This is a genomic window from Paenibacillus sp. FSL P2-0136 (genome assembly GCF_037975325.1).
In the GTDB taxonomy this organism is placed as follows: Bacteria; Bacillota; Bacilli; order Paenibacillales; family Paenibacillaceae; genus Paenibacillus_AQ; species Paenibacillus_AQ silagei.
In genome coordinates this window covers 689,541-705,353 of the sequence record NZ_CP150244.1, presented here as the reverse complement: position 1 = coordinate 705,353, position 15,813 = coordinate 689,541, and the positions used below count along the sequence as shown (strand labels likewise).

General features: G+C 55.2%; 11 protein-coding genes. 4 read left to right on the top strand and 7 right to left on the bottom strand.

Annotation, left to right across the window (positions count from 1 at the left end):
• Window positions 1-44: 44 nt before the first annotated feature.
• Window positions 45-2,075, bottom strand: a complete 2,031-nt coding sequence (locus tag NYE26_RS02940; protein WP_339253765.1) for a beta-galactosidase — start codon at window positions 2,073-2,075, stop codon at window positions 45-47.
• Window positions 2,076-2,194: 119 nt separating this feature from the next.
• Here NYE26_RS02940 and NYE26_RS02935 point away from each other — a divergent pair, with 119 nt between their 5' ends.
• Window positions 2,195-3,031 (top strand): AraC family transcriptional regulator, encoded by an 837-nt coding sequence (locus NYE26_RS02935; protein WP_339253763.1) that lies wholly within the window; start codon window positions 2,195-2,197, stop codon window positions 3,029-3,031.
• Window positions 3,032-3,136: 105 nt separating this feature from the next.
• On the opposite strand, the gene NYE26_RS02930 is transcribed toward NYE26_RS02935, so the two are convergent.
• A complete protein-coding gene (locus NYE26_RS02930) occupies window positions 3,137-4,051 on the bottom strand; it encodes a LysR family transcriptional regulator (protein ID WP_339253761.1) in 915 nt (304 codons plus the stop codon).
• A 147-nt stretch (window positions 4,052-4,198) separates the two neighbouring features.
• Between NYE26_RS02930 and NYE26_RS02925 the strand changes: the two genes are divergently transcribed.
• Window positions 4,199-4,429 (top strand): hypothetical protein, encoded by a 231-nt coding sequence (locus tag NYE26_RS02925; RefSeq protein ID WP_076078884.1) that lies wholly within the window; start codon window positions 4,199-4,201, stop codon window positions 4,427-4,429.
• Here NYE26_RS02925 and NYE26_RS02920 read toward each other — a convergent pair.
• The 4 genes from NYE26_RS02920 to NYE26_RS02905 form a co-directional block, all read right to left on the bottom strand.
• Window positions 4,419-6,515, bottom strand: a complete 2,097-nt coding sequence (locus NYE26_RS02920) for a beta-galactosidase (protein ID WP_339253757.1) — start codon at window positions 6,513-6,515, stop codon at window positions 4,419-4,421. The two genes, NYE26_RS02925 and NYE26_RS02920, sit on opposite strands and share 11 nt — an antisense overlap.
• A 103-nt stretch (window positions 6,516-6,618) precedes the next feature.
• Window positions 6,619-7,923, bottom strand: coding sequence for an extracellular solute-binding protein (locus NYE26_RS02915; protein ID WP_036731279.1), 1,305 nt, complete (start codon window positions 7,921-7,923; stop codon window positions 6,619-6,621).
• A 59-nt stretch (window positions 7,924-7,982) separates the two neighbouring features.
• A complete protein-coding gene (locus NYE26_RS02910) occupies window positions 7,983-8,816 on the bottom strand; it encodes a carbohydrate ABC transporter permease (protein ID WP_339253755.1) in 834 nt (277 codons plus the stop codon).
• Complete coding sequence (locus NYE26_RS02905; protein ID WP_339253751.1) at window positions 8,816-9,697, bottom strand: sugar ABC transporter permease; 882 nt, start codon at window positions 9,695-9,697, stop codon at window positions 8,816-8,818. Before NYE26_RS02905 ends, NYE26_RS02910 begins: the two co-directional genes overlap by 1 nt.
• 132 nt (window positions 9,698-9,829) lie before the next feature.
• Between NYE26_RS02905 and NYE26_RS02900 the strand changes: the two genes are divergently transcribed.
• Both NYE26_RS02900 and NYE26_RS02895 read left to right on the top strand, forming a co-directional pair.
• Window positions 9,830-11,668 (top strand): histidine kinase, encoded by a 1,839-nt coding sequence (locus tag NYE26_RS02900; RefSeq protein ID WP_339253749.1) that lies wholly within the window; start codon window positions 9,830-9,832, stop codon window positions 11,666-11,668.
• Entirely contained in the window at window positions 11,665-13,536 is a 1,872-nt protein-coding gene (locus NYE26_RS02895) for a helix-turn-helix domain-containing protein (protein ID WP_339253747.1), read from the top strand. Before NYE26_RS02900 ends, NYE26_RS02895 begins: the two co-directional genes overlap by 4 nt.
• Window positions 13,537-14,122: 586 nt before the next feature.
• Here the strand turns inward: NYE26_RS02895 and NYE26_RS02890 are convergent.
• Window positions 14,123-15,397, bottom strand: coding sequence for an SGNH/GDSL hydrolase family protein (locus tag NYE26_RS02890; protein WP_339253745.1), 1,275 nt, complete (start codon window positions 15,395-15,397; stop codon window positions 14,123-14,125).
• Window positions 15,398-15,813: the final 416 nt, after the last annotated feature.

The window sequence follows — 15,813 nt, the reverse complement described above, 5'->3', positions numbered from 1 at the left end:
CAGCCGTGTCTAATGAACGGCCTTCGGGACAGCTTTGTCGTGCCTTACTGCTTGTCTGAGAGAATCAGCACTCCGCGCCCGGGAACTGGAGTGGAGCCGCTGAACTTCTTCCCGGTAAGCAGATCGGTCCGCTCTAGGGTACCGATATCCGCACGAAGCTCCTCTGCTGAATGGTTCAGCAGGAACAGATAGGATACGCCGTCCTTCACACGCTGAACGGACTCAATGCCTTCCGGCGCGCTGACCAGCGGCGCAATGCCGTTATCGGCGCACAGGTTAGCCAGGAAGCCGCGCAGGAAGGCCGCATCCGGGCTGGTGGCCACATAATAAGCCTTACCAGCACCGAAGCTGTTCACCGTTAGGGCAGGCATACCTTTATAGAAATCCGCACCATACTGAGCGAGTACCTCTGCGCCTTCGGGATGAATCAAGTCGCAGAGCAGGCCGCAGGCATAAGAACGGTTCAGAGCCCCCCATTCCTTATTCATTACGATTTCATTGCTCATGCCCGGCAGCAGGGCATCGATCTCCTCGGCCCAGATCCCCAGCACCTTGCGCAGTTCTCCAGGGTAGCCGCCAACCGTAACCAGATCATTCTCATTGACGATCCCGCTGAAATAAGTCGTAATGAAGGTGCCGCCGGCCTGGACGAAGGCCTCGACCTTCTCGGCGAAGCCCGGCTTCACCATATACAGCACCGGTGCAATGACAATCTTGTATCTCGACAGATCCTCTTCTACGCCGATCATATCCGCTTCAATATTCTGCTGATAGAGCGCATCATAATACTTATGGACCTCGTCCACATATTTCAGTGCAACAGACGGGCCGCTGGAGAGATCAAGCGCCCAGCGGTTCTCCCAGTCGTAGATAATCCCGATCTGCGCCGCACTGCGTGCATCCAGCAGCTCGCTGCCCAAGCTCTTCAGCTCCCGGCCCAGCTCAGCACATTCGCGGAATACGCGGGTATGCTCATGCCCTACATGCTCAATGACCGCTCCGTGGTATTTCTCGCAAGCGCCGATGGACCGCCGCAGCTGGAAGAACAGCACGGTGTCAGCACCGCGCGCTACCGCCTGATAGCTCCAGAGGCGCATGACGCCGGGACGCTTCAGGGAATTGTACGGCTGCCAGTTCTGCTGGCTTGGCGTCTGCTCCATCAGCATGAACGGCTGGCCGTTCTTCAGGCCGCGCATAAGATCATGTGTCATCGCCGTATGGCTGACCGGCGTGTCCAAGGAAGGATAGTTGTCCCAAGAGATTACATCCAGATATTTCGCCCACTTGAAATAATCGAGCTCCGGGTAGAAGCCCATCATGTTGGTTGTAACCGGAATATCCTGGCTGTGCTCCTTGATTGCCTTATATTCGAGAATGTAACATTCCAGCAGGCTATCCGACATGAATCTACGGTAGTCCAGAGAGATTCCCTGGAAGTTGGTCCGGTTGCCGCCCCACTCTTCACTGAGTTCATTCGGAACAACGATTTCCTCCCAGTCATAGAAGGTATGGCCCCAGAACCGGGTGTTCCAGGCTTTGTTGAGCGCATCCAGCGTTCCGTAACGTTCCTTCAACCAGACGCGGAAAGCCGCCTCGGACTGCTCGGAATAATCATATCCGCCGTATTCATTGGAGATATGCCAGGCTACCAGGCCCGGGTGATCCTTATAGCGCTCAGCCAGCTTACCGGCCAGCAGGGCCGCGTATTTGCGGTAGACTGCGCTGTTCGGGTTGGAGTTGTGGCGACCGCCGAATTTACGCTTCCGGCCCTGAACATCCACGCGGGTTACCTCCGGATAGCGGTGAGCCATCCAGGCCGGATGTGCCCCGGTACCCGTAGCCAGACATACATATGTGCCGTTCTTATATAAGCGGTCGATTAACTCATCCAGACCACTGAAATCGTACGTATCCTCAGACGGCTGAATCAGCGCCCAGGAGAACACATTAATGGTGGCTACGTCTATGCCCGCGAGCTTGAACATCCGCTCGTCCTCCGCCCAGACCGGGGCCTCCCATTGCTCCGGGTTATAATCTCCACCGTACCAGATCTTAGGTAATTTCTCGTTGATCACGCTACGCACATCCTTTATAGTATAAGTATATTCTTATTTTAATCGCTACCTCAATCGCTATAAATATAATATTAATGAATTGAAATATAATAATATGGAACAGCAGGAGATGAACCGGAATGTCACTGGATACCGTCCGCAGAATCGTATTCGCCCAGGAGAGCGGCCAGCTGCTCCCCATCACCCTCGACAGTATGGGTTATAACCCTGATCAGGAACAAGTCTCCCGGCCGCAAGGCTATCACACCTATCATTGGCTGCAGACGGCGCATGGCAATGGGATGATCCACTTCGACAACAAGAAGCTCACCCTCACCGAGGGCAGCGGCATTCTGCTGATGCCGGGGACACCGCACCGCTATGAAGCACTCTCCTCAGAGACTTGGCGCACCTATTATCTCACCTTCGGCGGGACCTCAGCCCGGCATATTCTGGATTCGCTCGGGATGAACACCAGCCTGTTCTACCGCTGGGAGAGCGGGGCGCCGCTGAGCTCGATGCTGAAGGAGATGCTGGACCGCCACGATACTTCGAATGACATGTTCAGTCTCGGGGAATCCAGCGATGCCTACCGTTTCCTGCTGACCCTGAACAAATACGGGCAGCTGCATAACAACACGGCCATCTCCCGCAATGTGGACAAGCTTCAACCGCTGCTGAAATGGATGGACAGCCATTATGGTGATCCCGAGGTAGGCCTCCGTGATCTCGCCTCCCGGCTTGAGGTGTCCGGCAGATATCTGAACAGCCTGTTCCTGCAGACCTTCGGGCTATCGCCCTATGCTTATTTCGTCCGGCTGCGCATCCGCAAGAGCAAGGAGCTGCTGGTTGCGAATCCCCAGCTTACCGTTAAGGCCATCTCGCAGCTGGTCGGCTTCCGCGATGTCAGCCATTTCGTAGCCACCTTCCGTAAGCAGTCGGCGGTTACGCCGGAGCAGTTCAGGAAGCTGCACTAACCCCTGAACATACAGAGACGGATACCATCCACCTAAGTGGGGTATCCGTCTTTTGCGGCACGAATATAGGATCTTATCCTACGTTTATGACTTCACTGCTGCCCGTTACTCCACAGGACCGCTGCTGTTCTGCATCCTGTCTGTCCCGCTCACCGCTTCCGGCAGCCCTGCCTTCAGCTCTTCGATGAACTCCCGGAACGCGCTCGTCATATAGAGGTCACGCCGCCGGATGAATACCGTCGGCACCTCCGCATACTTCTCGGGAAACGGATAGATCCTTATCCCCTCCGTGACATTCATCCGGGTGAAATAGGATAACGGCAGCACCGCATACCCTATTCCCGCCCTTACACAGCCGAGTAATCCCTCCATCGTCCCGAACTCCATCATCTTACCCAGCCGTCCGCCCTCTTCCGCCAGCCAGCTCTCCAGCTTGTTCCGGTACAGGCATTCTGCATTCAGCATCAGCAGGGTCTTGTCATGAACAGAGAGGATGCCCTGATAATCCATACTATCGGGAATCACCAGCCCGATCCGTTCGTGGATGAGCAGCTCCTGGACAATCTCCGGGTGCTCCACCGGCCCGTCCATAAACGCCCCCTGGACTTGATGCTGCAGAACCGACTCGATCAGCTCCCCCGCCCGTCCGACCTGCAGCTGCACCTCCACCTCCGGGTAGCATCCTCGGTAAGTGGACAGGATAGCAGGCAGCCGCACTGCCGCCGTCGTATCCGAGCCGATGGTAATCAAGCCTGTGGGCACTGGCGAATCCAGCACCGCCAGCTTCGCCTCATCCAGCAGATTAAGAATCTTGACCGTATACTCCATGAACGTCCGTCCGGCCGAGGTCAAGGTAATTCCCCGGCTATGCCGGTAGAACAGCGGAGTCTTCAGCTCCTGCTCCAGCTGCTGGATTCTTGCCGTTACATTGGACTGCACATAGTTCAGGCTTTGGGCTGCCTTAGAGATACTTCCTTCTTCGGCAACCGCCAGAAATACTTTGAGAAGACCCGTATCCACGCCGTATCGCTCCCCCCGGATCACCCATCAGCCGCAGTGATGGCCTCCATCATTTCCCTTCATTATACATGATCCGATACACCGTTTATGATGGAAATATAACAGGAATGCGAGACCCCGACTAAAAAATGGCTAGGAGTGAGAGCAGTGGAAAACAAAAAGTGGAAGTTCCAGCTGCCCGGTAATCCGGATGGCATAGAAATAGCTATCGGTACAAGTGAAATCAGAACTGTCCATGACCTCCTAAGCCGGTTCCGCCAAGAGGAGCTTATGGCGGCGCAGAAGCAGCAGGCCGAAAGACGGAAGCCACAGCCGAAAGCTCCTGTGGTCTCCCTGGCCTCCCGCATGCAGGAGAAGAGACGTCACCCTACTGCCTGACTCCAGCTTCCTGCAGGCCAGAGCTTACAGCTTGCAAAATCTGAACAGCAAAAGGCGGAAGCATGACGGTTCCAGTCTCCAGATTGCCGGTTAGCGCGCTGCGGTAGTGCTTCTCCAGCCGGATGCTCTGAGCCGTCCGGCTGAGGTTCAGCAGGAACAGCAGCTCCCGGTTCTCTCCTGTACGCTTGAAGGCCTGAACGCCCTCCGGTAATGCCGCGAACTGCTCAAGCCCTGCGTCCAGCGCGATATCACCCAAAAGCTTCAGCCAATAATCCTCCCCGGGATCGGTTCCGATATAATATACCTTGCCCTCCCCGAAGCGGTTCAGTGTAGCCGCAGGAACTCCGGCATAGTAATCATCTTCATACCAGGCGATCGGCTCCGCTCCCTCCAGACAAAGAATGTCGCACCAATGGCTGCATGCATACAGATTCCCTTCAGCATCACGGAGCGTATGAACCTCGTCTCCAACCGGATCATACTCCTCCACCGTTATGCCGGCAGCACGTGAGAACAGCCCGGGAAGAGGCTGCATTACACAGATATTATTCATGTTCTTCACACCGCTTCGGCTCATCAGAATGACTGTGCCGCCGCCTTCCGCAAAGGATTCCAGCGCCTGTGCCGCCTCTTCATCATGCAGGTACAGGCTCGGGACGATAACCAGCTTGTAGCCCTCCAGCGGCTGACGCCAGTCCACCACATCACAACTGATGCCACGCTTGGTTAACGCCCGGTGATATTGCTTGATGTTATCATAATAGTCCAGCCCCTCCGCCTGGGGCTGAATCCGCAGCGCAGCCAACTGCTCGTGCGAATACAGGATAGCCGTCTGACTCATGACCAGTGTCCCTTCCAACAGCGGAGCCAGAGCATTCACCTCACTGCACAGCTGCCCGAATTCGGCAAATCTCCGCCCGGGCACATTGCTGTGGTCGATGAGGCCGTGCCAGAACTGCTCTGCTCCAGCGGCTGCGCTTCTCCAGCGGAAATGCACCACGGTATCCGCACCTCTGGCAATCGCCTGCCAGGCATATGCACGGATCAGTCCGGGATACGGAGTGCGCCACATCGGGAACCAGCAGCCCGGAGGGCCGCTAAGCTGCTCCATGATCCAGAAGCCCCGGCGTTTAATCCCGCGGGTCAGATCCAGGGATAAGGCCCCGCTGTATGGTGCAGTGGCCTGTTTCTTAGGCGAAGGATTCGGATAGTAATCGAAGGCCGCCACATCCAGCTCCTCTGCCAGCCCGTGCATGTCCAGCCGCTGCGGATAACTGTGAAAGTTATGGGTGATAAAATGATGTGGGCAGATCGCCCGCAGCACATCAATCTGCGACTTCTGGAACGCAATCACTGAATCCCATTGGAACCGCTGGAAGTCCAGCAGCAGCGAAGGGTTCTGAAAAGGTGAAGCGCCATAAGGAACTGTCAGTTCACTCCAGCTGCTGTAGCTTCCGCTCCAGACCACGGTTCCCCACTCCGAATTAAGCTGTTCCAGCGTCCCGTACTTCTGCTGAACCCAGTCCCGGAACGCCAGGTTGCAGCTGTCACAGCGGCAATCCAGCATACTGAATTCGTTATCCGTCTGCCAGCCGATAACTGCAGGGTGGCTGCTGTACTGGCGGGCAAGCGCCTCAATAATCCGGCCGCCATGTTTCCGCAGGGAAGCGCTGTTATAACAGCGCTGGCCGCGCACGCCCGGATGGAAGACGCCGCCATCCGCGAGTATAGGCAACACATCCGGGTAAGCGGAGGTCAGCCAACGCGGCGGTGTTGCTGTAGGCGTCCCGATCACAATCTGAATCCCGTACGCATGGAACAAATCCAGCGCCCGGTCCAACCAGGCGAAGTCAAAGCTGCCGTCCGAAGGTTCCAGCCGGCTCCAGGCAAATTCCGCTACCCGGACAACCTTGACCCCGGTTTCCTTCATTAATTTGATATCCTTCTCCCACATGGACTCGTCCCAATGCTCAGGATAATAGTCGACACCGATTTGCACGTTGCTGTAATCATTCCGCTCCCGAATTGTGCCCAGCTCCCTCTTATCGTAATGTACAAGACTTTGATTCGAGTATACCTCAATCACCAGTTAGCCGAAAACCATAAAGGACGCCCCGCCTCACCTCATTCACTGAGATGGGCATGAGCGTCCCGGCCAAACCACTCTATCCAATCTGTTCCCTTTCAGATTATTTCTTCAGCTTATCCCAGGCAGCCTGCATGCCCTTCTCCCAGCCGGCTTCATCCACTTTGCCGGCAATCAATTCCTGAATGGAGCTGGCGAATTCCTGTGTAACGCCATCAGGGAATTTGGACGCCTGCAGCCCGTAGACCTTGCCTTCTTTTACATAATTCCAGACATCCGCACCCAGCAGACCGATATCCTCAGGGGTTGCCGGAATGGTGGACAGCGCAGGAATGAACTTCCATTTCTTCACGATATACTCTTTCCCCATATCCGAAGTGACCAGCCAGTTCAGGAACGTCTTCGCTTCTTCCTTGGAGCCGGATTCCTTGTTCACTACCAGGTTCGCCGGAACACCCACCGACAGCTTATCGTTCATCGCCGCATCATCGTTGATTGGCATCGGGAACATCCCGATGTTCATGTCCGGCGTAATGTTATCCACCAGGGTCTGTGCCCAGTTGCCTTCCTGCATCATAGCCGTTTCGCCCTTGGCGAACAGCGCCAGGTGAGTGTTAGCATCCGTGGTCAGCGGATTCTTCTGGCCGTATTTTACTGTCAGGTTCAGCAAGTTGCTCCAATCCTTGAACTTCTCATTCCCCACAATGGATGCAGTTCCGTCGTTCAGACCCTTGATGAATTCATCCACATTATCCTGCTGGGCAAAAGCTACGCTAATCCCCTGAATCCCCAGCAGCCACCATTCCTGATAAGCGTTGCCGAACGGAGTTACGCCAATCGCCTGCAGCTTTTTAGCTGCTTCTTCAAGCTGGGAAATGGTTTTTGGCGTCTCTGTAATCCCGGCCTTGGCGAACAGGTCCTTGTTGTATACATAACCGATTCCTTCAAGGTTCATTGGCATCCCGTAGGTTTTGCCGTCCTTGGTCATAGGTTCTGCTGCAAGTGGAATCAGATCCTTCACCCAAGGCTGGTCGGACAGGTCTTCGAGTTTGTCTTGCCACAGTGCCATTTCAGCATACCCGCCGTTACTGAAGATATCAGGAGCATCGCCGGAAGCGAATTTGGTCTTCAGCGCTGCACCATAGTCTGCGCCGCCGCCCACCGTCTGGATATCCAGCTTGATGTTAGGATGCTCTTTCTCGAATTCCACCTTCAGCTCATTCAGGCCTTCCACGATCTCGGTCTTGAACTGGAAAATCTTAACCGTCTTCACAGCGCCGCTGTTGCCAGCGCTTCCATTAGAAGCATTATTTGAGGCAGACTTATCGGCATTGCCGCCACAAGCCGCGAGCACTACTGACATTAGCATTACGGATGACATCATCAGTGCAGAATGTTTCTTCTTCATTAGATATTTCCCCCTTGAATAATTTAACTGCTTCTTATGTGGAACGGGAGCCCGGTGAATTAACCCTTCACCGAGCCAGCCGCTATTCCCTCAACAATGTAACGCTGCATGAACAGATAGAAGATGACGATCGGGGCAATCCCGATGGTCAGTGCCGGAAGCGCCATATCCCACTGCTTCGTATACTGGCCGAAGAAGGAGAAGGTCGCCAGCGGAATCGTCCGCAGTCCGGGTGCTTGAAGAATCAGAGACGGCAACAGATAGTCATTCCAGATTCCCAGCGCATTGAGCACGATAATGGTCATCAGCATCGGCTTGAGCAGCGGCAATACAATCCGGAAGAACGCGGAGATCGGGTTACAGCCATCCACCGTGGCCGCCTCTTCAATCTCCAGCGGCACAGACTTGATGAAGCCGTGGAACAGGAAGATCGCCATCGGAATGCTGAGGCCGAGATGGGAGATAATGAGACCTGTGAAGGAGTTATTCACGCCCAGGACGTTCACAACCTTCAAGATCGGAATCATAATCGTCTGGAACGGAACCACCATCGCCGCTACCATCAGCAGCAGCAGAATCTGGTTGAACCGGTTATTGGCACGCACCATGCGGTACGCCGCCATCGCACTGAACAGCGAGATCAGCGCTACACTGATGATCGTAATAATCAGCGAGTTGCGGAAGGCCTCGGAGAACCGGGCCAGCTTCCAGGCATTCGTATAGTTCGACCACATGAAGCTCTGCGGCCAGCTTGCCGCGTCGCTCAGAATCTCGCCGAAGGATTTCACCGAATTCGCCAACAGGAAGTAGAACGGAGAGAGGAACAAAAGCGCCAGAAGGATCATAATCACTTCAATGCCGATATTCCATCTGCTTTTGGTCTTGGCATTCATTAAGCTTCTACCTCCTTACTCTTCGTTATACGAACCTGAATGACAGTGATCAGCGCTACAATGAGGAAGAATAACAGCGCCTTAGCCGTACCCAGACCATAACGGTTGTTCAGGAAGGCTTCGTTATAGATGTTCATCGCTACAGATTCCGTCGATTTGAACGGTCCGCCTTTGGTCAGCGAGAGGTTCAGGTCGAACATCTTGAAGGACCAGGAGATCGCCAGGAACAGGCCAATCGTAACCGCAGGCATAATCAGCGGAAGGATGATGTTACGCAGCACCTGCATCCGGGAGGCGCCGTCAATCTCGGCAGCTTCAAGCACCTCTTTGGAGACGTTGCTGAGCGAAGCGATGTAGATGACCATCAGATAGCCGGAGGACTGCCAGATGAAGACCAGGACAATTGCCCAGAAGCCGGTGGTCGCATCCCCGAGCCAAGGAAGGTTGAAGAAGGACAGGCCTGTAAGATCGCCCATAGTGGCGAAGCCTTTGATGAAGATGAACTGCCAGATGAACCCGAGCAGCAGGCCCCCGATCACATTCGGCATGAAAAAAATGGTCCGGAGCATATTCCGTGTCTTCAAGGGTTTGGTCAAAAGATAGGCGAGGAAGAAGCCTACTACGTTAGTCAAGATCACACCCAGCACGGTGAATCTAACGGTAAACCAGAAGGATGACCAGAAATCGTGATCATTTGTAAAAATACTTTTAAAATTCTCAAAGCCGACCCAGCTTACATTACCGGATACGCCGTTCCAATCCGTGAAGGAGTAGTACATCCCCATCAGAAACGGAACAATCATGATCAAGGTAAAAAACAATAATGCCGGGCCAACGAAAAATACCTGCTGACCAAATTGGGACAATTTATTGCCGCGCATGTATGGCCCCCCTTTCTTTTACTCACTCACTTGTTTATGATCTAAAGATATTATCTGTTTTTTGCAGAGCCTCTTACACCTACGCAAGTGATCTTTAGGGTGTAAAATATTGACCTGGATGTGACCCGCCCCATGAAATGGACCAGTATCCGCACGAAGCTGATTGTCTTCCTGCTTGTGCCCACCTTAATCTGCATTATGGCTACGATGTATGTCAGCTATTCCCACACCACCAAGTCGCTGCGGGACCGGGCGGTCGATGAGAACAAGAATCTGCTCTATCAGGGCTACAAGAACATTAACAGTCTGCTGCAGGAGATTAACCGTCTATCGCTGAACGTTTATTCCGACGGCGATTTCTACCGGCTGCTGGAAGCCGGGTACGACGATCTGTCCTCCGATATTGCCATCTATAACTCGCTCAGCTATATCTCCACCTCGCTGCCCCACCTCTCACAGGTGTACTTATACAGTGTGAAAGACTCGAAGGCTACGCTGATTACCGACAATACAACACCCAAGCGCTGGCTGGCTAATGCCCCCTACCACCAGTCCAGTCTGAGCGGAAGCTCACCGGTAAGCGTGCAGAGTACACATCTGAGCAATGCTTACGGGCTAAGGCTGCCCTTAACGCAGTTTATACCGGAGCCGGTCTTTACGCTGCACCGCAGAATTGAGCGTATCCCTACCTCGCAGGCGCTAGGCTATCTGTCAATTGATGTGAAGCTGGCTGCCCTCAGTGAGATTGTGGACCAGCTGTACGAGCAGGATCAGGAGAAGCTCTACCTGGTGGACAGCAGCGGCAGGCTGGTCTACAGCCATGATTCCGGGCTGCTCGGCAAACCGCTGAATGCTGATTGGTATAACACTCAGATTGCGGACAGTACGCAGTTGCAGGGTTATTTTGAACAGGACAGCTCTGTATTCATCTATCAAAAAATCGACAGCATCGGCCTCGGCTGGACGCTCGTCAAGCAGATTCCCGTCTCCTACCTGTTCCGCGAAGCCAAGGAGGCCGCCGCGATCAACCTTCTGCTGCTGGCGCTGCTGCTGGTAACGATCATTGTTCTGACGATCCTTGTCTCCTTCCGGATTACCGCGCCGATCAAGCAGCTGACCCGGTATATGAATCAGGTCCAGACCGGGAATCTCAACATTGAGATCCGCCCGGCAGGTAACGATGAGATCGGGGTAGTCACCGAGCATTTCCGCAGTATGATGGATACGATCAACAATCTCATTCTGCGGGAGTACAGACTGGAGCTGGCGAGCCGGACCAATGAGCTGAGGGCGCTCCAGTCCCAGATTAATCCGCATTTTCTGAACAACACTCTCCAGATTATCGGTACGCTGGCCCTGGAGCTGAAGGTGCCGCAGATCTACGGCTTGCTGTCGGCTCTGGCCAAAATGATGCGCTACAGCATGTACAATGATGAGAAGGTGGTGACGGTCCAGAATGAGCTGGATCATGTCAAAGCGTATATCCAGCTGCAGAAGGAGCGTTTTGAGAACAAGTTCAGCTTCCGCTGTGAGGTGGAGGAGCCGCTGCTTCAGGCGCTGATGCCCAAAATGATCCTGCAGCCGATTGTGGAGAATTACTTCAAGCACGGCTTCCAGCTTGACCGCCAGGACGGATACATGGAGATTAACGTGGCCGCGCTAACCCCGGAGCGGATGGAGATCAGCATCGCCAACAACGGCCTCCCGATTCCGGCAGGACGGCTGGAGGCGCTGCGCAAGGAGCTGGAGCAGTCCAGCACCGTTGAAGAACGGGAGCTCCTGCAGAATGCCGGACAGGACAGCCCCAGCAGACGCGATGCACCGGGCGCGGGCATCGGCCTCGGCAATGTGCTGGCCAGGCTGCGGCTGGTCTGCGGCGATAACGCCCTGCTGACCGTGGATAATCTGAAGACAGGCGGGGTAATCATCCGCCTTGAAATCGATATTGTAGTGGAGAGTGAACGGATATGAAGGCACTGATTGTAGATGACGAAGCAAGAGTCCGGAAGGCCGTCCGCCTGCTGGTGGACTGGGAGGCCCATCAGATTGAGGAGATTCTGGAGGCGGGTAACGGCAATGAGGCCATCGGTCTAATCCGCCAGGAGAAGCCAGCGCTGGTCATTATGGATATGATGATGGAGTCCGGGAGCGGCCTGGAGCTGATGACCTGGGTGGATGAATTCGCAGGCAGCACCAAGTTCATTGTGGTCAGCGGGCATAATGATTTCGACTTCGTCCGCCAGACCGTCCGCCATGGCGGCATCGATTATATCCTGAAGCCGATTGACCCGGATATGATTAACAGCGCGGTCTCCAAAGCAGTATCCGCCTGGCGGGCCGAGGAGGCGGAACGCAGCCACCGCCAGCACCAGAACCTCCGGCTGAATGAGATCAAGCCGATCTTCGGGGAGAAGCTGCTGTCCGCATTGATCGACGACAAGGTGAATGCCGAGGCCTCGCTGCGCCGCCTGATCCATGACGGCATCATTCCGCCGGACATTAAGATTTCGCGTCTGCTCCTCGTGCAGACGGACAGCGGCAACAATCCGCTGCTGCGGCGCTTCGGCGGTGACAGCGAGCTGCTCTACTATGCCATCGTGAACATCTGCAACGAATTTTTGCAGCAGCAGGGCACGGGCATCGCCTTCCGCTATTGGGGCGGGCCGCCGGAGATTGCCATCCTGCTCTGGGAGCCGCATGAATCCGTCACTTCGCTGATTAGCCGGATGAATCAGGGCATCTTCCTGACGCTGCAATTCCGCATGCATTTCGGAATCAGCACGCCGGGCGCTTTCCCCGCGCATCTGCCGGCGGGACGCGCCGAAGCCGCCGAAGCGCTGCTGCGGCGGAATCTGCTCAGGCATGAGGATTACTGCCATTTTGCGGGAGAGGAGGCGCTGCCGGGCGCGGGGACAAGCATGGGAGCGGGCTCGGTGGCAGGCGGGGAGACTGATGTGGGTGTGATGACGGGCGGGAAGCCAGGCTTGGGTGCGGCGACAGGCGGATTGACTGGCTCGGGAACGGGCGAGGTGACTGGCCGGAAGTCAGGTGCGGGTGCGGGGCCGGGGTGGGTGACTGGCAATGGTGCTGGCGCAGTGACGGGCAGGGAGCCGGGGACGATACCCGGCGGGAAGCCGCGCGATAAACGGGAGACTGCAGTCCCGCTGAGCTTCGCCGATGTCCAGGAGGACTGGCGGATGGCAGTCATCAGCGGGACGCCCGAGGCCCTGACCGCAGCAGCGCAGCACTGGACCCAGGAGTTGAGCCGCCGGGGGGTGGTTACCCCGCAGATGCTGAACAACTGGAGGGCCGATGCGCTGCTGCTTCGCTCCCGGCTGGTCCGGGAGGCGCTTGGCAGCCAGGCGGCTAACGTGCTGGCTGAGCTTGAGCAAGGGGACCAGCAGAACCCCTCTCCGCAGCCCAGCGGCTATTCCTTCTCCCTGTTCACCTGGCGCGATTGGTCCCTTGCCTTCATGCAGCAGTTATCCCGGGCGCTCACGGACAAGCAGCAGAAAGAGCGGAACCCGATGACGGAGATCGTAAAATACATTGAGCAGAATTACCCCTCCGACCTCTCCCTTCAGGAGGTGGCGGGCAAATTCCAGGTCAGCCGCGAGTATGTCTCACGCCGGTTCAAGCAGGAATACGGCATCAACTTCTCCGACTACATCGTCAGCGTCCGCATCGAGAAGGCCAAGCTGCTGATGCAGAATCCGGGCCTCAAGCTGGCCCAGATCTCGGAAATGGTCGGCTTCCACGACGTCAAATACTTCAGCAAGGTCTTCAAGAAGCACACCGGCCATTCGCCGAAAGACTACCGGGATCAGGCGGAGCATTAAGCTCCGTCTGGGTGGTATGTGAATGCTGATTACTGGGGGAGAATGTATTCGGTTATTCGCCTACATTCGGCCGTGTTCCCTCGCGACGGTGCATTGTGTTCGGTTTTTCGCCTACATTTGCTCCGGTTACTTCACCCTTTTAGTCCTCCATGGCTCTTCACCCATCCACAGATGAAGAGCTGATGCTCTACTAGTAGCTCATCAGCTCTGAACGTGTGAAAATTACTTTAACTAATGGCTTGCTGAGTGGTTACTTCACCCCAATTAGGGGGCAAGGGGGAGGCTTAATTGTAATTCGTACAACTAAATCTTCCGATGTGCCGTCATATCTCCGTTTAGATGTAGTTCGTGCAATTAAAATGCCCCTATACCTGGATTTTCGTCCATCCGGGCAAATCTAGTTGCACAAAATACAATTAGAAGAGGAAGTCCATCCGTTTCACTGTTTTTAGTTGCACAGAATACACTTATCCCTGTTTTTTCGCTACGAACGCAGCTTCATCCCTTACCTCATTTATGGAATGAACTCACTTGTTTAATTCTGATGCTCTACTAACTGCTGCCGTCCGTTTGCTGTTAAATTTCGTTAACCTCTGTACCACGCCAGAAAAGCCGCCGCCACTGCCTTGCCCGCCGCACCGTTCGGATGCGGGTCGAACTCGTCGCTCATATACTCCGGCTTGATCCGGTGATCTGCAGGAGCCGGAACTGAGAGGACGGCGGCCATGTCGAATACGCGGTCCACTCCGGCCGGAGGACTCATGCGGATACATTCATTCACTTTACGCCAATGGGTCTCACGCTCGCCCTCGAAATTGAAAGGTGGCACGGTGCTGAGAATTACTGTTGTCTCCGGTTGTGCTTCCTTGATCCGGGATATGATGTACGCCACGTCCCCCAGCAATTCCTCTGCCGTGCGCTGGCCGATATCCAGATCATTCACGCCGAGCACGATCAGCACCTCATCACCTTGCTGTGCCTTATGCAACCAGGGACCGTCCGTGGCTACATCGTAGGCCCGGCCCCAGCCGGAGCCGATATTCCACACTCCATACTCTGTACCCAGCCCCTCCGCAATTCTTGCCGCCCAGTGTGTGTATTGATCCTTGGCAGTCCGTACCCCTTGCGTGATCGAGTCACCCAGAAAAACCAGCTTCTTCGTTACATCCTTCTTGTAGCCCAGGAAGCTTGGGAGAACCTGCAGCTTGTCCGATTCGCTGAAATCAGCCGCAGACTCCTGAGCTGCCAAAGTGCCCGGCGCATCGTAGCCGGAGACCAGCATTCCCTCCACATTGAAGGGGAATGACTTGCCTGCGCCAGCCGTTTTCAAGGTCCAGGTGAAGGCCAACAAGTGGTTCTCCGGCAGCTCCAGAAGCGCTTCGTCGCTCCAGAACTGCTCACCCGGCTCCACTCGCCGCGACAATTCGCCGCCAAAGGTAACCGGCACCTGCGAGCCCGGCACAATGCTGCCATCCGGCGCGGCTCCGCCATCGGCAACATATGCCGCTTCGATGCTCCACTCGCCGCCCTGTTCACTGGCTATGGCATCCGCGCCCAGGTCCCAGGTCGAATCCACAGCATTGCTGTGCCAGAACTTCAGCGTCAAACTGCCGTTCTCTCGCAAACGGATATAGGTGCGGTACGTATGGGTGAACGGCTCCGGCGCGTTCATAATGTAGTTGGCGGCTGTAGATAGCGCGGTGGCCGAGCTGAACTCCGGCTGGCTCAGCACTCCGCTTGAACTGTTCTCCTCGTTCTCCTTAGAGCAGCCAGCCTTCCCTACACTCTCTTCCCCACTACTCACCTTCCCCCAATCTTCCTCTCCAGCGTTCACTGTCCCGTTATTCTCAATATTGTTCATAGTCATCGACTCCTTTATTCTGGTGCTGTTTCTCTGGCTGATGGGCTGCGGCGACTGGTACGGCTGACGCTATACCATTAAATTAACAGTAACTTGGCAACCCTTGCAGCACACCTCCAGCATTCCTTCAGCACTCCTTTGGCACTCCTTCAGCACTCCTTCAGCACTCCTTCAGCACTCCTTTGGCGCTCGTTCGAAACCTCTAATGTTGCACTATCTGCAACACTGATGCCCGTAAAATCGGGTGTTCCGGTGCAATGTTGCACCAAATGCAGGAATTTTGCCGCTGATTGGCCCAAGGAAGCTGAAATGCTGCATTTTTGACAACAATTCGCCATAGCCCTGCTCCTGCTGCGGGGATTGTTGCATTTCTGGCAGCAATTAGCCCGTTGTGGCTCATCGTGTGCGCCATTGCA